The sequence below is a fragment of the Ruegeria sp. AB7 genome, from assembly GCF_056542625.1.
Genome location: NZ_JBQGAC010000010.1, coordinates 35,136 through 56,173, shown reverse-complemented (window position 1 = coordinate 56,173; position 21,038 = coordinate 35,136). Strand labels below are relative to the sequence as shown.

Genomic DNA, 21,038 nt, shown 5'->3' with positions numbered 1-21,038 from the left:
TCCTAATGGATTGACTGATACAAACGGAACAAGACCGGGCCGTTAGCTCAGCTGGATTAGAGCAGGGAACTTCTAATTCTCAGGTCGGGGGTTCGAGTCCTCCACGGCTCGCCATTTTTTCAGATGTTTTTCGAAACGGGGCAAGGGTACGGCCCTTATATCTGAATTCAAAGCGGTCGGTCAGACTGCACCAAGCGGGTGCATTCAGCTTTTCCCTCAGCGTTTTGGGCTGGACGTAAGGTCCAACCGCATAAACGCGCTGTTTGGATCGGCGTCATAGCCGTAGATCGGACCGCAATAGGAATATCCCAATGTTTCATATAGCTTGCGTGCTGCGTCATATTCCGAGAGATGATTTGCGCCAGTTTCCAGGACAAGTGCGGAAACGCCCTCGGCTCGGGCCAGATCGGCAAGATGGTTCATGATCACACGCGCCAATCCTCGGCCGCGCGCAGCAGCAACCACGTGCACCGATTTAACTTCGGCAGTGCCATCCGGCAGCGCCTTAAGCGCACCACAACCCAAGGGCTTACCCGCCTCATAAATAGCCCAAAAGCGAATGCCCGGCTCGCGCAGGGCATCAATGTCCAGCGTATGATTTGAGGTTTGCGGTGTCGCGTCCCAGCTATGGGCGAGATGCGCTTGAATGATCGGGCGCAGATCCTTGGCGCCGGGGTCTGCTTGGCGGATGTCGATCATTCACTGGGCCTTGTCAGTGGGTCCAGGGAGCGCGCCGGTCAGTGGCGAAATTCTCACCATAGCCGCGCGCCCGCAGGTTCGGCTTGCGCTTGTGCGGCTCGCTTACCTGCGCGTCGATACCGTTGTCTTTGGCATAGTCCAGCGCCTCTTCCTTGGTATCGAACTTCAGACGCACCTGCGTTTGGGTGTCATTGGACGAGGTCCAGCCCATCAGCGGATCGACCTCACGCGCAGAAGCCGGGGCGTATTCCAGAACCCATTTGCGGGTTTTGGCCATCCCCGAGGTCATCGCGTTTCGCGAAGGCTGGTAAATCCGTGCGCGCATGTCGCCTCTCCGTACTCACTTGGCTGAAGCTGTTTATGCGTCAGAGCGCGCGCCGGGACAAGATGACAATTGTCGCGGGTCGCATGGACTGCCTAATGACAGATATTGTCATTAGTTCGGGGTCGAAAGCGCGCAGACATAAAAGGACAGCAGGATGCTTCACCAAGAACGCCACCTCGACATCAACGCCTGACCCAATGAGATTTGGGCCATCCTCCGCCGCTTTATGCATATCGATGAGTTTGCCCCGCAGGTGACATCGGTTGATGCTTTGACTGCCGGATCGGATGGTGTTGGGTCACAGCGCCGGTGTCACTTCGCGAACGGCACATCATTGGTCGAAGAGGTGACGGATTGGCAGGTTGACCGCGGCTACACCGTACGGTTGTCGCAGATGGCGATGCCTCTGCGCGAAGCACAGGCGGCGATTGCCATCACACCGCTGTCCGACACGCGCAGCCGTGTTATCTGGAGTATGGATTTTCGTATGAAATATGGACCGTTGGGCTGGTTAATGGGACAAACCCTGTTGAAGATGATGATGGGTTGCGTACTGGCCGAGAACCTGTCGGCCTTGGCGGCGAAGGTTCAAACGCACCCCGACGCCCAATCCCGTACCGCTTAGCTGAAAATGAATCCAGATCAGCCCTTGCAGATGGACAAAATAAGAACAAATGTAGGGGCCTGACCCGGAGCCCGCCCATGCCTTATGCCCATTCCGACAAGACCCAACTGACCGCAGACGACGTGCGCGCGCGTCTAAAACTGGAGGGCGGCAAGCAGTTCGTCATGCACACCGAGTTCGCACCGGCTGGCGACCAGCCGACGGCGATTAAAGAGCTGGCAGGTGGTGTGAATGATGGTGAGCGAGATCAGGTCCTGCTGGGTGCGACCGGGACGGGCAAGACCTTCACCATGGCCAAGGTGATTGAAGAAACGCAGCGGCCTGCGATCATCCTGGCGCCAAATAAGACGCTGGCAGCGCAGCTGTACGGGGAATTCAAGGGCTTCTTCCCAGAGAACTCGGTCGAGTATTTCGTTTCCTATTACGACTATTACCAGCCAGAAGCCTATGTGCCGCGGTCGGACACGTACATCGAGAAAGAGTCGCAGATCAACGAACAGATCGACCGGATGCGTCACTCGGCCACGCGGGCGCTGCTGGAACGCGATGACGTGATCATCGTCGCCTCGGTCTCGTGCATCTACGGTATCGGTTCGGTCGAGACCTATGGAGCGATGACACAGGATCTGAAGGTTGGTCATGAGTATGACCAGAGGCAGGTGATGGCTGATCTGGTTGCCCAACAGTACCGCCGCAACGATCAGGCTTTCCAGCGCGGGTCCTTCCGGGTGCGTGGCGATTCCCTGGAAATCTGGCCGGCCCACCTTGAGGACCGTGCTTGGAAATTCTCGTTCTTCGGCGAGGAACTGGAAACCATCACCGAGTTCGACCCGCTGACCGGCGAACGCGCGGCAACGATGGAGCAGGTGCGGGTCTATGCGAATTCGCACTACGTCACGCCGAAGCCAACGATGAATCAAGCGATCATTGGGATCAAAAAGGAACTCCGCATCCGGTTGGATCAGCTGGTCGGCGAGGGCAAGCTGCTAGAAGCTCAAAGGCTGGAACAGCGTACGAACTTCGATCTGGAAATGCTCGAGGCCACCGGCGTCTGCAACGGGATCGAGAACTACTCGCGCTACCTCACGGGCCGTGCGCCGGGCGAACCGCCCCCGACCCTGTTCGAATTCATCCCCGACAACGCCATTGTCTTCGCCGATGAATCCCATGTCAGTGTCCCGCAGATCGGCGGCATGTACCGTGGCGATTATCGGCGCAAGTTCACGCTGGCCGAACACGGGTTCCGCCTGCCGTCCTGCATGGACAATCGACCTTTGAAGTTCGAGGAATGGGACGCCATGCGCCCGCAATCCGTCTTTGTCTCGGCCACCCCGGCGAAGTGGGAGATCGAACAGACCGGCGGTGTCTTCACCGAACAAGTGATCCGCCCCACGGGTCTACTGGACCCAGAGGTTGAAATCCGCCCGGTGTCGATGCAGGTGGACGACCTTCTGGACGAGGTGCGCAAGGTGGCCGCCAACGGATTCCGCACGCTGGTGACAACGCTGACCAAACGCATGGCCGAGGACCTGACCGAATACCTGCACGAACAGGGCATCAAAGTGCGCTACATGCACTCGGACATCGACACGCTGGAACGCATCGAAATCCTGCGCGACTTGCGGCTGGGGGCGTTCGATGTGCTGGTCGGCATCAACCTGCTCCGCGAAGGGCTCGACATCCCAGAATGCGGGCTGGTCGCCATTCTGGACGCGGATAAAGAGGGTTTCCTGCGCTCGGAAACCTCGCTGATCCAGACCATCGGCCGCGCCGCGCGCAACGCCGATGGGCGGGTGATCATGTATGCCGACAAGATCACCGGCTCGATGGAGCGCGCCTTGGGCGAGACCAACCGCCGCCGCGCCAAGCAGCTGGCCTATAATCAGGAACATGGCATCACCCCGGAAACGGTGAAAAAGAATGTCGAGGACGTTCTGGCCGGTCTCTACGAAGGCGATGTCGACATGAACCGCGTCACCGCCACCATCGACAAACCGATGCACGGCGCGAATCTCGAGGCGCATCTGGACGGTCTGCGCGAGAAGATGCGCAAAGCCGCCGAGAACCTGGAATTCGAAGAGGCCGCCAATATCCGGGATGAGATCAAACGTCTGGAAGCGGTCGATCTGGCCGTCGCCGACGACCCCATGGCGCGCCAATGGGCGGTCGAGAAAGCCTCGGAAGACGCGGTGAAATCGCGCGGGCGGTCAACGGCTGGCAGGCCGGGGCAGCGGGGTGGGAATGTGAAGAGACGGAAGCGGTGAAGAATTTGCTCCACTAATATTTAGGAAAAGGTATGAAGTTAGATATACTTAACGAGATCAACCTCAAGAACGAGAAATGTGTTAGCGAAAAACAGATCGCAGAACTGATAAAGAAGTCACCGGGGTGTCTCGGGCTAGGTGAATTGGATTTGGTCGGCGTAGAAGTACCGCAGGTTGGTGGCGGCTTTCTAGATCTTCTTCTTCAGGATGGTGAACCGACTCGTTACTGCGTGGAAGTTCAACTTGGCAAAACTGATCCTTCTCACATTATTCGAGCAATAGAGTATTGGGATTTGCAGCGTTCGCGTTACAAAGGGATCGATCACGTTTGCGTGTTGATTGCAGAAGAAATCACTGGACGCTTCTTCAACGTTATCACACTGCTAGGAAACTCAGTGCCGATAGTTGCAATTAAGCTTTCGGCCACAAAAAACGATCTCGGATTGAGTATCATGTTCTCTAAAATCTTGGATACCCGGCAAGAGTATTATGGAGGCGATAAGGAACTCGACGAGTACGTTGAGGTAGATCGCTCATATTGGGTTGAGCGCGCATCCTCAGCGTCGATTGGTGTTGTCGAACGGATTTTCACTTTAATGAAAGATCAGATATCTAACTCTGAGCTAAATTTTGCCAAACATTATATTGGACCTAAAATCGAAGGTCGTTCGAGAAATTTTTGTGTCTTTCATCCTAGAAAATCGACGATGGTTCTTGAGGTTAAATTACCTCTGGAAGCAGAGATTTTGGCGTCAATCGAAGAATCTAAGTGTGATTATCTTGGCTACAACCAAAGGTATGGGACCTATAAATTCAGTTTGAAGTCCGATGATGAAGGGCTGAATGATCAGTTTCTCGTAGGGCTGATCTGCAAAGCTCACGATCAAATGATGAACTGATTTTTGTAGCAAGCGTAGGATGGGTGCTCGCACCCATCTCACCCGTGACTATACAACAACCGATAAAACCCTCTCAGATCACGGTGCCAACGTCTTAGAAGTCAAACAGCTCATCCAGAAAGCCGCCGCGTTTCTTCTTTTTCCGGTATCCGTGATCAGATCGGTCATCATAACCCCGCTGCGGCGGTGGCGGCGGCGTATGGTCGGCAGAGCGATCGATGATTTTGTCCAGTTCTCCACGGTCCAGCCACACGCCACGACATTGCGGACAATAATCAATCTCGACCCCGCTCCGCTCGGTGATTACCAGCTGAGTTCCATCAATCGGACATTGCATCAGACGCTCTCCTTTTTCTGTCCTGAACAGATGGGAGCGCGCGCAGGGATTTTCACCCCACTGCGACCGCACGTCCCGCTATGGGCAAAGCTATAGGGCAGAGTTGGCCCGGTCCCGCGCTGCCCCCTTCAGCATTGGAATTCACAAATTGAGGTTCCAAATGGTTGCCATGACGAACCCTAAGAAATTTCTCAGCAGCTGATGGGCGCATAGACCCATTGTCTCTGTCTTCGAGCCCTCAATGCTGGGTTGGATACTCCCCAAAACGCGATGGAAATGTGCTTAGGGCTCACCTCAAAACGCAGGCGAAACCCAAACGTGAATTGGTCTAACGAGATGCGTGCAACGAGACCGCAGAACGACCCGAGTTTGGACAAAATTCCGCCCAAAATCGTCAATAGCCGCCGCAGTGCAACAGATCGAATACAGATTGGAAATCAATGAAAAAGGCAGCTCTTCTTCTTGCCCTATTGCCCGCAGCCGCAGTCGCTGAGGAGCGGGTGTTTGAATGTGAGGCACCGGATGCGGAACACCCGGAAATGGCCGCTCGGCTTGTGAAGTATGATGGCCAGCAGAAGGGCCACATCACGATTGGGGATATCGACAAGGATGTGGATGTGTTTCCCGGTCTCGACACCCTGACCTATCTGTATGTCGGTGAGGATTACACGCTGAATTATAACGTTCACCCTGAGAAGGGCACGTTTGATTACTCTGCCTCGGGCAGCAAGTCAGGATGGGGCAAGGGAACGTGCGTAGAGACCACAGGCCAATAATGGCGTTCGAATAGAATGGTTTAAGGCGCGGTCGGGACGGCAGTCTGGTCGCGCCTTTGCTTTTGTTCCGAGATCAAGTTCGCACAGCTGATCCAAGCATTTGCAACATAATTACGAGCCAAGTCGGAACTTAGTCGGTGTCATTCCGGTCTGGCCCCTGAAAAAGCGTGTGAAATGGGATTTGTCGGAGTAGCCGAGCATTAGACCGATCTCAGCTATTGTCATTTTGTCTTCTCCGAGGTGTTCCTTGGCGACATCGACACGCAGCCGTTTGATTTCGCGGGGCAGCGTTGTGCCTTGTTGCTGAAGCGCCTTAAGAAACCGTTCCGGCTGTATTCCCAACAATCCGGCCACAACCTCTGGTCCCAAATCGGTTTCATCCAGCTTATCGCGTAAAACAGATCGCAAAGCAGCTACTACGGTTACTTCTTCATCTTGTCGCGTTGAGGCGATGGGCTTGGCAGAGCCCTCAGAGACATGGTGCAAAAACAACCATTCTACAGGGAAGCTAATCTGCATTCCGGGATCGGTCCCAAGGCCGACCTCGATCCCTTTGTAATCGATAGGTAGTCCGTTGATGTATCTGCTTTCCCATCGCACACGCGAAGAATCCCAGGCATCTCCGACGACGGTCTGCAATAGGCGTACATAGATTGCGGCACCAAAACCGGTCACCTGAATCGGCGGCAAAGTAGGCTCTTGTTGCCTTTCGATTCGATAAGTCGCTTTGTCTGCTTCAACGACAAGGCTATGTCGCACAGAATTGGATTCCTGCGGTACAAGCCCCACGAAACGGGTAAAGAACTCGAACAGCGTCTTTGTCGATTGCAGTGCCTGAGCGAACGGAGGCCACTGTTGCAGGTCAAACGTCTCCCCTACTTTCAGTCCAAGGTATCGATCTCCTGACACTTCTGAGAAGGCATTTACCAAACCGTAGACCAACTCTGAGTGCACGAACACGGCTGGGTCAGACAACAGTTCGGCTTTCAGGCCAACCTGATCCAATGCTGGTTGCGGATTGATCTTACGTTCGGTGAGATATTGCAGGAACGGAGCAGCTAAGGAGAGGCGAATAAAGCCCTCGCTATGCTCTTGAGAGGTGGAGTTGAAAGGCAAGCTCGTCACCCTTGTCTGGATTAGTTTTAAGAAGTGGCCATTTTTTCAATCACATTCGAACATCCTAATTCGAAAGTGGCAACCGAGCCAAGATTTTCCGGACTACAGTTTGCAAAACACGAATATGAAGGGAGTACTTATGTCCGGCCTACGATTGTCCCTTTGCTCGACGGTAATTGTCGCTGCAGCTCTTTCTTTTTCAACGTCCGCGCATGCTCAGGATCAAGAAGAACCTCAAACGTTGTTTACCAACGTGCATGTCTTCGATGGCGTCAATGAACAGCGTATCGAGAATGCCAGCGTATTGGTCGAGGGTAATCTGATTAAGGCCGTATCAACCGAAGCGATCGATGCCCCCAATGCTACGGTCATTGACGGAGAGGGACGGACACTGACCCCCGGGTTTATTGAACTGCACGCGCACCTCATGCTGATGGGGCCGACGTTACCTGCGATGGAGGCCAACACAACGTGGGAGGACTTTGCCATACACGGTGCACGGATGGCCGAGATGTATTTGATGCAGGGCTTCACCACAGTCAGGGATGCGGGTGGCGCCAATGGCGGGTTACGTCGTGCAATTGACGCAGGCCAAATTGACGGCCCGCGTTACTTTCCATCTGGTGCATTTATCGGAACGCGGGGTGGTCACGCTGACTTTGCGAATTTCACTGCACCGCCCGGATCTGAAACAAACATGAGCAGGCTGAACTTGGCGCAGGAAATTAGCGGTGTTGATGACGTTTACAAGTTCGCACGCAACAATTTCCGCATGGGCGCGACGCAGTTGAAGTTCATGCAATCTGGTGGCGTCGTATCGGCCTTCGATCCGTGGCAGTTGCTGGCTGGATCGCCTGAGGAAATCAAAGCTGCGGTACAGGTGGCAAACGAGTATGGCAGCTATGTCATGGCGCATTCCTATCGGAAGGAAGCAATCCTGAGCGCGCTAGATGCGGGTGTGATGTCGATCGAACATGGCTTCTCGTTTGACTGTGAAATTGCCCAAGTCATGAACGAAAAAGGGGCATACATTACCACCAACCTGACGGCCTTCGATCCCGGATTGCTAGATATTCCGGCAGTGGCAAATGTCCCGTCGAGTCTTGCTAAGGCAAAGTCCGCCTCGGCCACATTTGCGGGCTACATCGACAATATGAAGGAATGCCCGGTGAAGCGAGGGTTCCAGACCGACTGTGTTGGTTCGGTCGAGGCATGCAATATCCAGATTGCCTACGAGAAGCACCTGAACAATGAGTTTTTTGGACCCTACACGTCGATGGTGACGTTGACATCGACGGGTGGTGAGGTGGTCGCTTTGTCAGGTGACTTTATGAACCCGTATACCGCCGGAAAACTGGGCGTTATCGAGGAAGGAGCTTATGCGGATATCCTGCTCATCGATGGTAACCCACTTGAAGACTTCTCGGTTGTTGGCACGGGAGATCAATGGTTCGGTGCCGACCCGAGGCCTGAAAGCCCAGATACGATCCGCCTGATCATGAAGGACGGCGTCATCTACAAAAACACGCTGGATTGACCTGTCTGAACAGCCGGAGAGTATTTATGCGACATTGCTTCCGCTCCATAGTATTCGCAGGGTTGGTTTGGTGTGCTCATCCTGTCATGGCGACGCCAGGAACCGCGTTAGACTGGTCTGACCTGCCTGACCCGTCCGCGCAGGTCTTTGAAGACCCCTATCGCGAACTTAGCGCTGAACAATTCGACGATGTCCTTTACGTCGTACGACTGCGCGGCAGATTGCAGCGGGAATCTGGTAGCGATGAAGAAAGGCAGAAATGGCAAGAGCTTCTGACCGAGACTGAGGATGCCTTGGTGGCAGATGGTATTGATGTCGACTGGCTACTCGATCAGCGAGAGGTCGTAACAGAACGTCGAAGAAAGGCTGGTACAAACGGAAATCCGCAATTCGACGGTCAAACAATCACACTCGCGGGCTTTGCCATTCCCGCTCCGAGTGATCCGGACGGGCGACCTGTCGCGTATCTGGTGCCGGAACGCGGGATGTGCAGTCACATGCCTCCACCTCCGCCCAACCAAATGATCCGTGTACGGCTGAACGGCGACTGGACGCCCAGCTATTTCCACGAACCCGTTCGGCTGACGGGCACTTTGACCATCAATCCTTCTGTTCAGAACATGATGGTTGTGGACGGCCTTATGCCTATGAATGCGACGTTCCAGTTGGAGACGGAACGTGTCGAAACTCTGGAGACTGAAGCAGACAGGCTTGAATGGAGGCAGCGCACCGCCGATCGCATCCGGGCGGCGGGAGCTCGCAAGACCAGCGGGGCAAAGACGTCTGAATGATAAGACTTCTGTTTGCCGCATTGAGTATTGCCTTTGCTGGCGCAGCGTCGGCCCAAGGACTATCCGGACCATCTTCAGTTGAAGCTGATCTAGAGCCCGGCGATGGGCTAACCGATCCGCAATACCGTACCGATTTTCCACGCAATATCGCACCAGGTTGGTTTCAGTGGAAAGACCGGCTGGCTGAGGGTGGGTTTCGGTTCAACATTGATTACTTGGCATTGGGCCAATCCACGAATGCTGATCTGGGAACCGGCGAAGCGGCAAGCGGAATTGCGCGTTTTTACGGCAGTTGGCAGGCAACTGAACGCGGCTCTCTGACATTCAAGATCGAAGACCGGCACAGTTACACCGATGTTGCCCCGCAATTCCTTGGGCTGGATGGCGGAGCACTTTCGATCACTGGGACAGCCTTCAACGATAATGGTTTGCTGCTGACCAATCTATTCTGGACGCAAAGGGCCGAGAACGGCGCGTGGACGCTGCAAGTCGGGCAGATTGATGTAACGGACTTTGTGGACATTTATGGGTTGGTCAGCCCATACAGCGGTTTCCAGAACCTGTCTTTCAATACCAATCCGACTATTAACACACCCAATCAAGGCCTTGGCATTGCCGGTGGAGTAAAGCTGAGCGAAAACTTCTACGCTGTTGCGAGCATCTCAGACGCAAACGCCGACCCGTCTGATCCAAACTTTGATGTGTTTAGCGATGGTAATCTCTTCAAGTCACTCGAGCTTGGTTACACCTCCGGCTTTGATCGCATCTACTTTGACAATATCCACCTGACCCTTTGGCACGCGGATGCAGCCGACGATGGCAGCCGTCCAGAAGACTACGGGGCCGCGTTTTCAGCGGCGTGGTTTGTTGGCAATAAATGGATGCCATTCTTCAGGGCAGGGGCCTCAAAAGGGACAGCGGCGCTTTATGATCGGTCCGTTTCTGCAGGTCTGGGATATTACGGTCGCAATACCGATCTGGCCGGGCTGGGACTGAACTGGGCCGAGGCAAGGGGCATAGACGGTGATCAGTTCACGCTCGAAGCATTCTATCGTTTTTCAATATCACCCGGGCTGCAGATCACGCCATCACTGCAGTTCATTTCTGACCCGCTGCTGAACCCCACGCAGGATAGCATTATGCTGTTCGGTCTAAGAACCCGGATCGTTTTCTGAGGTGGTTCGAGAGTGGCAACCAAAAAGCAAAGTAGATTGGGAGGTTCGGACATGAAGACCTTGTTAGCCCTAGGTGCCATAGCGATTGCTATTGGGGGCGCATTGAACGCCAGCGAGGAAAGCAAGACTTGGGAAGCGTCAGATGAGGCGAAGCAATTTGTGCAGGACGCAATTGTCCTTGGCATGTTGGCCAGCCCCCACGGCACCGGCTGGACCGAAGACGAGCAGCTTCACACATACTTTGAGCGTGCTCGCGAGAACGGTATCACAGGGCACGAAATGACGCTGGCTGCTGCAGATATGTCTTTCGAAACCTTTCTGGATCAGCATTACCACTTCCGTGCGGCCATGGCGCAGCAACCGGAAAACTACCTGATTGTGAATGAAACCCGCGATATCGAAGCTGCCCATTTACAAGGCAAAACGGCGGTCATCTGGAACAGCCAAACGGCCACGATCCTTGACGGCGACCTTAAGAAGATGGCGGTGCTCAAGGATATGGGGATCAAGAGTATGATCCTGGCCTACAATGACATCTTCCGCACAGGTTCAGGACAATTGGCGGCCTACAACGGGCGCGATATTGGTCTGACCCCTTGGGGGAAGTCGGTCATCGATGAAATGGTGAGGTTCGGTATCCTGCTGGACCTGAGCCATACTGGCTCAAAAACGGCCAATGACGCAATGGACTACATGGATGAGACCTATCCCGGTGTGCCTTATGTTTACACGCACTCTGTCCCTGCTGGTCTTTACGCGAATGAACCGAATGCGACGCTGCGCGGGTGTTATCGTGCCATTCCCGACGACGAGGCGCTGCGCGCGGCCAAATCGGGCGGCTACATTTCTCCGACCTTCACTGAATGGATGATGGACGGCGTCTGGCCTGAAGATATCTCACCCAAGCAGGCCGCTGACATGATCGACTATTACGTCCGACTTGTAGGAGTTGACCATGTCGGAATCGCAACGGATGACATGTTCTCACTTGAACTCGTCGTGCAGTGGGCGACTGACAATGCGAGTATGTACGATGATGGCGGCTACATGATCGACGCGTTCAACAAAGGGGCTACCGGCAACGGCGAACTCGCCAAAATCCTTGCGGCGATAACCGATGACCTTTGGGCGCGGGGCTATTCAAACGAGGACCTTGCAAAGATCTATGGCGGCAACAAGATGCGGGTTTATGCGCAAGTTTGGGAAGGCAAACCACCCGAGCAATTCATGAAAGAATACCCTGAGCGTTTGCGCCTGAGGCAAGAACTTCGTGATGGATTCTATTCACGGTAACCGTCTGGAGCTTGCCTCTACCCTCCCAAAAAATGTGCCGTAAATTCTCGTCCGGTCCCAAAGCGGACGTTTTTACGATCGGTTGCGAATGACCGAGTTTAGCTCTTAGCGGACGGTCGCATGAACGGATTAGCCTAATGTTGCGGCGACCTGAACTGCCGGGCTTTTACAGCAACGACGTAGGTATTTGGTATATTTCACCCCCCGGGAGTATACCAAATTGGCGAAGTGTAAGCGCGTTCCTGTGTTGAGGTCGGCACTTCAGCAGGCAATTCGTCTCCGAACCGAACGGCATCGTAAATTGTCCACCTCGGTGTGGGAATTTCCAGGACGCGGGCGTAGTAGAAAGCCCGCACAGAAGGATCGAATTCAGGGTCCGTCCAAACAGTGATCAGCTCCGGGGATCCTATCGAATTGGTAAACGTACCCGTTGCAACATCCACAGTATTCCCCACCGCCGGTAGGTTGCCGTCCGCATCAGGTTCGCGGTCTCCCGACCATGCCACGTCATAAACCCGCTCTTCAGTGTCGCCGTTGGCATTTAACCAGCCTTTCACAATCTGAATACGGTCGAGATTGCCGGAAAACGGGTCTTTCAGGGCAGCGACCAGGAATGTCGGGGCGTCCGCGCCTTCTGTAGCGGTTGCGAGGTCCCCACCCATCGGAACGCCTTTTTCATATCCGACGTCGGCGGGCAAACGAGATTTTGCATCAGCTTCAGTAAAGTCCCAGCCACCAAAGAAGCGAACCGCGATGCGACTACCAGTCGTCCCATATACTTCTTTCCTCTCCATGGCATCGAATATCGCTTCGCGCGTGTTATCTTCTGCCCAGACTGCAGCGTAACCTGAGGCTGCCATTTCCCACCCAAGAATCCTTGTCGTATCGAACTCGCCAACGACATGCTGCCAACGGCCAGGTTCCGGTTCGACACCGGAGTGTTTGCCAAAGAAATTGTCTTCTTCCGCCGTTGCCAAAGCCGTATGGCTGTCGGTCGAGCCCACTACTCCGAACTTGTATGGATTGGTGCCGAGTTGAGCCTCTAGTTTAAGACCATTCTTCAAAGCCTCACGCGCGTATTCGTACTGAAGCATCCAGTCTTCTTTGGGTGTCGGACCCAGATTTGACTTATCCCAGGTTTCATAGTCCGCGAACTCATCATTCGGGCTGAGAAACGGGTGGGTTTCTCCATCGCCCTTGATCTGGGTGATCTCATACATCGGCTCCCACTTGGCGCGCCGCTCTGCGTAATCTTCTGTCAATGGTTCACCCGTTTCAGGGTTGGTCTCGACAGGAAACATCAGGCCATTGGAGACGTTACCGTTGTGGGCAAGGGCCAGCACACGGCCGCCGGTCTCTAGTTCATAAGTTTCCATCCAGTCCCACAAACGTTCGGGATTAAAAGTTTCTGCGGTTGTGAATGGCAGCATCTGCCGTGCGCGAATGGCATCATCTCGGTAGATCACGTTGCGGTGGAGGTTGTTGCCTCCTTCTGTGGACGTCCATTCGTACCCGATGAACGCAGTGAATGTGCCGGGGGCGTTGTGATGATCTGCAGTTTGCGTGAACTCGTCCCATACGGATTGTACGAACCTGCGATCTGAAACAGCCTCGGGAAGAGCGTCTCCGGTGATGCCCGCAAAGGTTTCAATAACTTCCATTGTTGCACCAAGCGCAACGTCCCCACCAGCGTTGAGGCGCTCGTTCCAGTCTCGAAGCGTTGGGTCTCGCATCAGAGTGGAGTTCCCTGCTACGATTTCATTCATGGCGCCCATGGCATCAGAGTGATCGGATACGACAAGCCAGTCGAGGGGACGCGATAACTGCACCCGAAGGCCGTGCGACGTAGTGACTTCCTCACCGCGTGCAAATCTATAAGCATCGTCTGGGCTGAGGATGACGCCAAACCCCCGCGCGTCGAGCGAATTTGATGTGTGCAGGTGAGTGTCACCCCACAGAGGTCGTGTAGGAAAGTTTCGATCTGCATAAGGTGAGAAATCAGCAGGCGCGGGTTCACGCATATCATCAACTGATATGGTCATCTCTCCAACTTGCCCACCTTGAGCGGCCTCTTGAGCATGTGAAGAGCTTGTTATGAATGCTGCGGAAACTATTGCTGTTGATGTCGTCAGAAAAAACTTCATTTGAACCTCCCAGCCGAGCTGAATGCCAGCCCATGGCAACATCTGAGCCGGCTGTTCGTCAAGGAAAACAACAGTTTTTCTTAGTTTTGCACAAGGACCCCGGGGGAAGATCGACCAAAATCGGACCGCAGCTTCGCCCAATTCTTTAACGCTCAGCCGTTGTGAGAAAATACCGCAACGAGTGGGTGTTCTTGACGACTTGTGGCCTGGATCGTCAGACTTGAACCTGTGATCTTGATTGGAGGCGTTGTTATGAAATGGTTGTCGCGAACATTCCTACTGGCCTTATCCCTTCAATTTGCCACGGGAGCTTCAGCTCAAGATAAACCAAACATCGTATTCATATTTCTAGATAATTTTGGTTGGGGTGAACCCGGGTTCAATGGAGGTGGCATAATCCGAGGTACAGCGACCCCCGAGATGGATGCCCTCGCTGCGGAGGGACTGCGACTCACGAACTTCAACGTGGAAAGCCAGTGCACGCCGTCCCGCGCAGCGACCATGACGGGACGATATGGCATCCGGAGCGGCAACCACACGGTCCCACTAGGCGGCGGTGTCTACGGCCTAACTCAGTGGGAACTCACGATGGCCGAGATGCTAAAGGATGTGGGATACAACACGGCCATGTACGGCAAGTGGCACCTTGGCTGGACCGAAGGACGATATCCAACGAATCAAGGATTTGACGAATTTTTCGGAGTTGAGACCACTGACGTTACAGTCTGGCGCACGCTTCCGGGATTTGCTGAAGCCAACTTGGAAGAGCCTGTTGTGATGCAGGGTGTTGCAGGTGAGCCAGCAACCATCGCGCGGGACTACGATCTCGACTATCGCGGCGAGATAGACGGCGACCTGACGAAAAAGGCTATCGAGTTTATCAAAGCGAAGAGTGCCGAAGAAGCGCCGTTTTTTATCTATCTTGCCTATACTCAGACTCACTATCCAAATATCGCGTCCGAGGAATTTGATGGCGCCACCGGTAATGGTGTTTGGGCCGATATTCTGCTTCAAACGGATACCTATGTCGGGCGCATCGTTGATGCGATCGAGGCGGCAGGTGTTTCCGACGACACTGTGGTGATATTTACTGCTGACAATGGCCCCGAAGCTCTTCCGGTTGGAAACGCAAATGTCTCGCCCGTGCCAGCGGTACATGGCACCGCCGGGCCCTGGCGTGGCACTCTGTTCACCAGCCTCGAAGGAAGCATGCGGGTGCCTTTTGCGATCAAGTGGCCGGGTAAGATTCCCGCGGGTTCAGCAAGCAACGATGTTGTCCATTCGATGGACCTCTATCCGACACTTGCGGCATTTGCAGGCGGCAAGGTGCCTGATGACAGGGCCTTTGATGGTATCGACCAGTCGAAGTTCTTTCTTGGTGTCCAGCCAAATTCAAACCGAGAAGGCGTGATCGTTTACATGGGCGAGCAAATATTCGGCGTAAAATGGAAGGATTGGAAAGTTCTTTTCAAAGAGAATACGACGGCTTTTGGTGCAACGGAGTCTTTCGACACACCAAGGGTCTACAACCTGTTGAACGATCCACACGAGCGCGAAAGTGTACTTTTCCCTTACACGTGGGCGGTCGAAAAGGCGCTTCCGCAGCTGCAAGAGCACATCGCTACCTTCGAGGAATACCCTCCGATTCCACCGGGAACGCCCGATCCCTACGAACCACCCAAAAACTGAACGGCGTCTTTGTCTGCACACTCGCCTTTAGTCGTCATTAGGTCTAACGACCTTTTTTGCAGTTCGCGACTTGCTGCAAGAGCGAAACCCTAAACGGCGATCAAGGTCCGCTCAGGGCTCTCACCACCAGTCCAAGCGCACCACAGTGAATGGCCGCAGCGAGTCCATACTTTCGACTGCCGCAATCCAACCGAATGGCCGCAAACAGTGCTTCAAGGTGGTGAGCGATACCAGCTCTCAATTCAGAATGTCGGCGATTGCCCCTATCAGGTTCAGCACTTCATGTGTTTCACGGTTTACTTCGTAAACATAATCTCCGGCACGCACGTAATATCCGTTGCGCCGTAGTCCCCAACGGCTGGGATCATCAATGCGGACATACCCATCATAGATGTAATCGCCACGTCGATATTTCTTTGCCTGTCCAGGCGGTACGCACGGGATTGCCTTTTTTGCCAAGCCCGGCGGACAATGTCCGGATTTGGATTTCACATGGATCGGCGAGGTAGCGCCGGTTCCGCTAACGTGCCCCGTGCTAAGGCTCCACAAGCTGACACTGGCGTTCGCAAATGACGCGCCTTGCACGGTCAGTGCCACCGCCAGAATCCCAACAATCTTTTTCATTCCCAGCGCCTTTTTCAGCTTCTTAGCTTAGATATGATCTTGAATGGGCCTTGGCGAGTTCATAAGCGAAGAGTCGCTTTCCGATGCAGCAGTTTGATCACGAGCTGAAATCATCGGCTGCGATTGTCATCGCAAATTCAACTAAAGCATCAAAACGGGATGTTCTTCCTCCATCTGGTCGCCCGCCTATTCGTTTGTCTTTATTTCGCGAACAACATTAACTGAACGTGAACAATGTATTCTCAGAGTGTTCAAACAGTCTCAGGCATAGTGACGGTGTTAGATCGTACGGGACGTTGTTCCGTTTGATCGCTGACAAGGGGAAACGCATGATCAAGTCTGCCTTTGTGACTGAAGAGTCCAGCACAACAGCTGTGATGCAAACCTCCGGCAAAGTCGCCGGAGAACGTTTGTCAACCACCACCAAATCGAGCAGTGGTCGCTTCCCTCCTATCGAAAATGCATTAACACAGATCGTCAAAAACAAGCGGCTTTCCGAGGCACATAACAACGTCTGAAGGCAGTTCAGCAGACCCCCAAACAATTCCCGGTATTCGTCCTAGATATTGGAATTGAAAACTAAATCCCGCTCCAGTTTTGGGGCGGGGTTTCTTTATTAAGCCTTAGGGAAAAAGGGCGTAGCCTTTGATATGCAAAAGTATCCGGCCAGCCGCTACCCATCCTGTGAAGCCTTTGGCTGACCCGGGTTTCAGTACTTCCGTGAGTGGTCAGTACTGAGGGTTGATTGACGCAGAGAGCTGTTGTCTTTCGTTACAGACCCAACAGCGCCTTTACCTCATGTTCAACGGCGTCGGTCACGGGCTTGTTTGCGGCCGCTTCCAGGGCTTCTCGCTCGGTCAATTCCTGTTCCTCGACCTGGTCAGCCAGTTCTTGCACCTGTTCAGTCGCTTCTTCGTATTCGACGGCAGCCTGACGTTCATCGTTCAGCTCCTGCGCTGCTTCGATCGAAGAGTCCAAATCAGCGCGGGCTTCATCCAATTGCTCCTCAATCTCTGGGTCCGTTCCGCCTGCGTCTTCCAGCGCTTGTTCGAGATCCTCGACGCGTTCCTGGTTTTCCTGGACTTCACCCAACGCGGCTTCCAGGTCTTCTTCAATCTCAGGAACAGTCCGCTCCGGCGGCTCCAAGCCAGCGAGCTCTTCCAATTGTTCCTCAAGCTCTTCGCGCAAGGGTTCTCCGGCCAACACAGTATCTCGATAATTGGCAATTCGGCCTACGCGGGAATTGGGCGCTGCATTTTCTAATGCAGTTGCGCTGGCGTTGGCGGCATTGAGCGCCCCTAACTCAGACGGGTGGGCACCAAGAAGTGCCGCCATCTTGTTCCCCTTTTCCCTGACCGCTGGGCGAATGGACTCTTCGACAATTACTGTTTTCGAAGGCTTCTTGTACGTCCTGGGCTTTTGTTTGCTACCGCTGGTGGTCGAGCGTTTTCCAGATGTGGCAACCGTTCTCGACTTGCCTTTGCCGCTAAAGATATCCTTCAAGGAAAAACGACCGCCCTTGCCCAAAGCAGAGCGCGAAGATTTTGTCTTGGATTTCCCGGTGTTTCGGCCACCAAAACTTTTGTCGGCACCTTTCTTTCCGCCTTTGTTACCGGCGAAACTGTGGTCACCACGATCTCCGCTGGCGGAGTTCCCTTTGCCACCGCTATTGCCTTTTCCGCCGCCGTTGCCTCCACCGTTTCCTTTATCGCCGCCTTTGCCGTTGCCTCCACCGTTACCCTTTCCACCGCTATTGCCTTTGCCCTCCTTTGCAAATGCAATATCCGGCACCGCAACGGTGGCTACGATGGCTGTAGATCCCAACAACGCGATTGCCAGGGTCGATGCTTTTAGCAGTCTCAAACTGGTGATTTTCATATCGACCTCCTCGGTGGAAATCAGCGGGTATCAGTTTTCTGAAACAACTCGCTATGTTCAATAGTCTCGATTCAAGCACGAATCCCCAATGCTCCTTGCCATTTAACTTGAGGGTGCTTGAACGCAGGGCTAACTGCTTGTTCATCATCGGTTCATGTCGAAAGACGTAGTCTCTAGCCGCGAAATACGAGGACTTTCATGCGCGCGAAGGTGATCTTGGTGGTTGCAAGCCTGCTTGTTGCTTTGCCTTTTGGGGAAGCGGCTGCCCAGACACGCGAGCTCAAGCAAGGTGAACTGCGCAAAGCGACCCTGACCGGGGACACCATTCGTTTGAAACGGGTTATCAAAGGTGTCGAAAAAGCCTATGGCGGGACTCCAGTCGATGCGCGCGCGTTTCAGGCTGATCAAATTTACTATCGTATTCTAGTCAAAAAGCCCGATGGAAAAATTGTCAGTGTCATTGTGAATGCACAGACCGGTACAGTCGTTTCCAATCGATCCAGCGTTGGGCGTCAAATATCAAAAGCAGCCCGTTCGAACCCCGCCAACGCCAACACCAGCCGCGACACCAACAGCAATCGTGGAGCTTCTGCGAGCCGTGGAAACAACGGCAAAAGCAGTGGCAATAGCAATGCTGGTGGAAACGGCGGTGGCAATGGCAACGGCGGCGGCAACGGCGGCGGCAATGGCAACGGCGGCGGCAATGGAGGTGGAAATGGTGGTGGAAACGGAGGAGGTAATAGCGGTGGTAACGGCAGCGGCAATGGTGGCGGAAACAGCGGTGGGAACGGCGGCGGGAACTCTGGCGGGAACGGCAAGGGCAACGGTAAAAAATAGGGCTTAAACCAAAGCAGTTGTGACTGTAGTTTTTGAATATGAGAGTACTTCTGGCCGAAGATGAACCGCAGCTATGCGAGCAGATTAAGAAACTTCTTAGCGCAGAAGGCCGCGTGGTAGATGTGGCCAAGAATGGTACTGACGCCCTGCACCTAGGTGCGACCGAACCTTACGACATGATCATCCTCGACATCGGGTTGCCGGAACGCGACGGTATTTCTGTCCTGCGCGAATGGCGCAGCGTGGGCGTCAAGACACCCGTGTTGATCCTCACCGCCCGCGATGGGTGGAGCGAGCGGGTGGATGGTCTTGATGCAGGTGCTGATGACTATATGACCAAGCCATTTCACATGCCCGAGCTTGCCGCTCGTGTACGGGCCATCTTGCGCCGACAAAGCGGTCAGTTGAACCCGGTTATCGAAATGGGGGACGTTATGCTCGATACGCGAAACGGTCGCGTCAGCGTGGGCGGCATTCCTGTCGATCTGACGGCGCAAGAGATCGCAGTTCTGACATACCTTGCCCACAACATCGGACGCATGGTGTCACGTACCGAGTTGTCAGAGCATATCTATGAATATGACGGTGACAGGGATTCGAACACCATTGCCGTCTTCATAACCCGGCTGCGAAAGAAACTGGGCTCTGACCTTATTACAACGGTCAGAGGACGCGGCTATATGATCGATACGGCCTGATGTTATCGCTGCGCCAACGCGCTTTGCTTGGCGGCCTTGCGACAGGCGCGCTTTCTGTCGGCGTCGGAACGTTGATTGTGTTTTCGTACATCAACACACGTGTTCTGGAACAATTCGACCAGACGCTACGTGACCGGCACACCCAACTCGTTGTCGGTTTGAGCGCAACGACGCATAACCCTGAGGCATTGCGCGAACTGATATTCGATCCAGCCTATGGAACGCCGTATTCAGGCAGATACTGGCAGGTTACCGATGGAAACGGGGCTACATTCACATCAGCCTCGCTCTTTGACGAGACAATTTCCGAACCTGTACGTGTGAGCGAAGAGGCAATCGTTTGGAACACCACAGGTCCGGACAGCGAAGCCGTTCGTAGCGCATATCAGAGAATCACATTCGAAGACGGAACCGAGTGGGGCGTAACGGTCGCCGAAAGCAGGCGAGAGCTGATAAGCGAACGCAGAGCCGCGCAAAACAACTTGCTACCGGTTTTTGGATTGGTTGGTTTGATTGGAGTTGCCGGTTCGTTGTTTTTGATGTCAGCAATTATTGGCCCACTCAAAAAACTGCGCGCAGATGTGGTGCATCGCTGGGACAAAGGAGATGACTTGATTCCGGAAGACTACCCAGAAGAGGTTTCGCCGCTTGTTGAGGACCTAAATAAATTGCTTCACAGGAATCGTGAAATTGTGTCTGGTTCTCGGCGACAAGCTGCGGATCTGGCACATGCGCTCAAAACACCGACGGCAATTCTCAGAAATGAACTGGCGATTTTGTCGGACGCGGGTGCAGATATCGAACCTGCAGATGACGCGTTAAATCGAATTGATGCTCAGCTAAAGCGCTCACTTGCGCGTATGCGTGCGTCGAACACCGCAGAACTTACGCATTCACGAACTGACCTTACCAATTCCGTCAACAGGTTATCCAGACTGTTTTCGGTCATGGCGGAACGCGAAGGAAAATCTCTGACGACAGATTGCGAGGATGGGATTCAGGTTCGAATGGATACTCAGGACATCGAAGAGGTGATTGGAAACCTTCTCGACAACGCGCTCAAGTGGTGTCGGACAACAATTCACATCGCCGCAAAGCGTGTAGACGGCGGCATTGAGATTTGCATTGAGGATGACGGACAAGGAATTCCGGAGGATGCACTTGACGGAGTAGTTCGATCTGGAGGTCGGTTGGATACCTCTGTCAGCGGCACAGGATTGGGTTTGGCAATCTGTGTTGATCTGATGAACGCTTATGGTGGCAAACTGAAACTGGAGAAATCAGCGGACCTTGGCGGCTTGGCCTGCCGAGTACTTATATCAAGCTAAAGG

At 54.0% G+C, this 21,038-nt stretch carries 21 protein-coding genes and 1 tRNA gene; 15 read left to right on the top strand and 7 right to left on the bottom strand.

Annotated elements, in window-relative coordinates; translation table 11 throughout:
• Positions 1 to 36 precede the first annotated feature (36 nt).
• Positions 37 to 114, top strand: a tRNA-Arg gene (locus tag ACR0EN_RS19690).
• 102 nt (positions 115 to 216) lie between these two features.
• On the opposite strand, the gene ACR0EN_RS19685 is transcribed toward ACR0EN_RS19690, so the two are convergent.
• Positions 217 to 699 carry a GNAT family N-acetyltransferase gene (locus ACR0EN_RS19685; protein WP_170408263.1) on the bottom strand — a complete coding sequence of 161 codons (483 nt, stop codon included), beginning with the start codon at positions 697 to 699 and terminating at the stop codon, positions 217 to 219.
• A 13-nt stretch (positions 700 to 712) separates the two neighbouring features.
• Positions 713 to 1,024 carry an ETC complex I subunit gene (locus tag ACR0EN_RS19680; RefSeq protein ID WP_010442452.1) on the bottom strand — a complete coding sequence of 104 codons (312 nt, stop codon included), beginning with the start codon at positions 1,022 to 1,024 and terminating at the stop codon, positions 713 to 715.
• 202 nt (positions 1,025 to 1,226) lie between these two features.
• Between ACR0EN_RS19680 and ACR0EN_RS19675 the strand changes: the two genes are divergently transcribed.
• From ACR0EN_RS19675 to ACR0EN_RS19665, 3 genes are all read left to right on the top strand, one after another.
• Positions 1,227 to 1,649, top strand: a complete 423-nt coding sequence (locus ACR0EN_RS19675; protein WP_480588415.1) for an SRPBCC family protein — start codon at positions 1,227 to 1,229, stop codon at positions 1,647 to 1,649.
• A gap of 77 nt (positions 1,650 to 1,726) precedes the next feature.
• Positions 1,727 to 3,913, top strand: a complete 2,187-nt coding sequence (gene uvrB / locus ACR0EN_RS19670; RefSeq protein ID WP_170423846.1) for an excinuclease ABC subunit UvrB — start codon at positions 1,727 to 1,729, stop codon at positions 3,911 to 3,913.
• A 32-nt stretch (positions 3,914 to 3,945) separates the two neighbouring features.
• On the top strand, positions 3,946 to 4,812 hold the full coding sequence (locus tag ACR0EN_RS19665) for a hypothetical protein (protein WP_170612987.1): 867 nt from the start codon (positions 3,946 to 3,948) through the stop codon (positions 4,810 to 4,812).
• Positions 4,813 to 4,906: 94 nt separating this feature from the next.
• Here ACR0EN_RS19665 and ACR0EN_RS19660 read toward each other — a convergent pair whose 3' ends face one another.
• Complete coding sequence (locus ACR0EN_RS19660) at positions 4,907 to 5,149, bottom strand: TFIIB-type zinc ribbon-containing protein (protein ID WP_170408258.1); 243 nt, start codon at positions 5,147 to 5,149, stop codon at positions 4,907 to 4,909.
• A gap of 440 nt (positions 5,150 to 5,589) precedes the next feature.
• On the opposite strand from ACR0EN_RS19660, the gene ACR0EN_RS19655 reads away from it, so the two are divergent.
• The gene (locus ACR0EN_RS19655) at positions 5,590 to 5,925 is read left to right on the top strand and encodes a hypothetical protein (protein ID WP_170514092.1); all 336 of its coding nucleotides are present in this window, start codon (positions 5,590 to 5,592) and stop codon (positions 5,923 to 5,925) included.
• Positions 5,926 to 6,036: 111 nt separating this feature from the next.
• On the opposite strand, the gene ACR0EN_RS19650 is transcribed toward ACR0EN_RS19655, so the two are convergent.
• Positions 6,037 to 7,041 carry a helix-turn-helix domain-containing protein gene (locus ACR0EN_RS19650; RefSeq protein ID WP_480588388.1) on the bottom strand — a complete coding sequence of 335 codons (1,005 nt, stop codon included), beginning with the start codon at positions 7,039 to 7,041 and terminating at the stop codon, positions 6,037 to 6,039.
• A gap of 139 nt (positions 7,042 to 7,180) precedes the next feature.
• On the opposite strand from ACR0EN_RS19650, the gene ACR0EN_RS19645 reads away from it, so the two are divergent.
• The 4 genes from ACR0EN_RS19645 (at position 7,181) to ACR0EN_RS19630 (ending at position 11,837) form a co-directional block, all read left to right on the top strand.
• Positions 7,181 to 8,578 carry an amidohydrolase family protein gene (locus tag ACR0EN_RS19645; protein ID WP_170514095.1) on the top strand — a complete coding sequence of 466 codons (1,398 nt, stop codon included), beginning with the start codon at positions 7,181 to 7,183 and terminating at the stop codon, positions 8,576 to 8,578.
• 86 nt (positions 8,579 to 8,664) lie between these two features.
• The gene (locus ACR0EN_RS19640; RefSeq protein WP_480588386.1) at positions 8,665 to 9,369 is read left to right on the top strand and encodes a DUF3299 domain-containing protein; all 705 of its coding nucleotides are present in this window, start codon (positions 8,665 to 8,667) and stop codon (positions 9,367 to 9,369) included.
• Positions 9,366 to 10,544, top strand: a complete 1,179-nt coding sequence (locus ACR0EN_RS19635) for a carbohydrate porin (RefSeq protein WP_170612993.1) — start codon at positions 9,366 to 9,368, stop codon at positions 10,542 to 10,544. The genes ACR0EN_RS19640 and ACR0EN_RS19635 overlap by 4 nt, the downstream gene beginning before the upstream one ends.
• 51 nt (positions 10,545 to 10,595) lie before the next feature.
• On the top strand, positions 10,596 to 11,837 hold the full coding sequence (locus ACR0EN_RS19630; protein ID WP_170626120.1) for a dipeptidase: 1,242 nt from the start codon (positions 10,596 to 10,598) through the stop codon (positions 11,835 to 11,837).
• A gap of 197 nt (positions 11,838 to 12,034) precedes the next feature.
• Here ACR0EN_RS19630 and ACR0EN_RS19625 read toward each other — a convergent pair whose 3' ends face one another.
• On the bottom strand, positions 12,035 to 13,879 hold the full coding sequence (locus tag ACR0EN_RS19625) for a DUF3604 domain-containing protein (RefSeq protein ID WP_480588383.1): 1,845 nt from the start codon (positions 13,877 to 13,879) through the stop codon (positions 12,035 to 12,037).
• 354 nt (positions 13,880 to 14,233) lie between these two features.
• On the opposite strand from ACR0EN_RS19625, the gene ACR0EN_RS19620 reads away from it, so the two are divergent.
• Positions 14,234 to 15,670 carry an arylsulfatase gene (locus ACR0EN_RS19620; RefSeq protein WP_170818673.1) on the top strand — a complete coding sequence of 479 codons (1,437 nt, stop codon included), beginning with the start codon at positions 14,234 to 14,236 and terminating at the stop codon, positions 15,668 to 15,670.
• Positions 15,671 to 15,907: 237 nt separating this feature from the next.
• Here the strand turns inward: ACR0EN_RS19620 and ACR0EN_RS19615 are convergent, their stop codons facing one another.
• Entirely contained in the window at positions 15,908 to 16,294 is a 387-nt protein-coding gene (locus tag ACR0EN_RS19615) for an excinuclease ABC subunit A (protein WP_255612012.1), read from the bottom strand.
• Between the two features lie 329 nt (positions 16,295 to 16,623).
• Here ACR0EN_RS19615 and ACR0EN_RS19610 point away from each other — a divergent pair, with 329 nt between their 5' ends.
• Positions 16,624 to 16,812 carry a hypothetical protein gene (locus tag ACR0EN_RS19610; protein ID WP_170818647.1) on the top strand — a complete coding sequence of 63 codons (189 nt, stop codon included), beginning with the start codon at positions 16,624 to 16,626 and terminating at the stop codon, positions 16,810 to 16,812.
• 253 nt (positions 16,813 to 17,065) lie between these two features.
• On the opposite strand, the gene ACR0EN_RS19605 is transcribed toward ACR0EN_RS19610, so the two are convergent.
• On the bottom strand, positions 17,066 to 17,629 hold the full coding sequence (locus ACR0EN_RS19605; protein WP_170566463.1) for a coiled-coil domain-containing protein: 564 nt from the start codon (positions 17,627 to 17,629) through the stop codon (positions 17,066 to 17,068).
• Between the two features lie 31 nt (positions 17,630 to 17,660).
• Here ACR0EN_RS19605 and ACR0EN_RS19600 point away from each other — a divergent pair, with 31 nt between their 5' ends.
• The 4 genes from ACR0EN_RS19600 (at position 17,661) to ACR0EN_RS19585 (ending at position 21,035) form a co-directional block, all read left to right on the top strand.
• Positions 17,661 to 18,236 (top strand): hypothetical protein, encoded by a 576-nt coding sequence (locus ACR0EN_RS19600; RefSeq protein ID WP_170566465.1) that lies wholly within the window; start codon positions 17,661 to 17,663, stop codon positions 18,234 to 18,236.
• Between the two features lie 134 nt (positions 18,237 to 18,370).
• Positions 18,371 to 19,009, top strand: a complete 639-nt coding sequence (locus tag ACR0EN_RS19595; protein WP_480588380.1) for a PepSY domain-containing protein — start codon at positions 18,371 to 18,373, stop codon at positions 19,007 to 19,009.
• Between the two features lie 38 nt (positions 19,010 to 19,047).
• Positions 19,048 to 19,707: a response regulator transcription factor gene (locus tag ACR0EN_RS19590; protein WP_480588378.1), complete on the top strand. Its 660-nt coding sequence runs from the start codon at positions 19,048 to 19,050 to the stop codon at positions 19,705 to 19,707.
• On the top strand, positions 19,707 to 21,035 hold the full coding sequence (locus ACR0EN_RS19585) for a sensor histidine kinase (protein ID WP_480588376.1): 1,329 nt from the start codon (positions 19,707 to 19,709) through the stop codon (positions 21,033 to 21,035). Before ACR0EN_RS19590 ends, ACR0EN_RS19585 begins: the two co-directional genes overlap by 1 nt.
• Positions 21,036 to 21,038 lie beyond the last annotated feature (3 nt).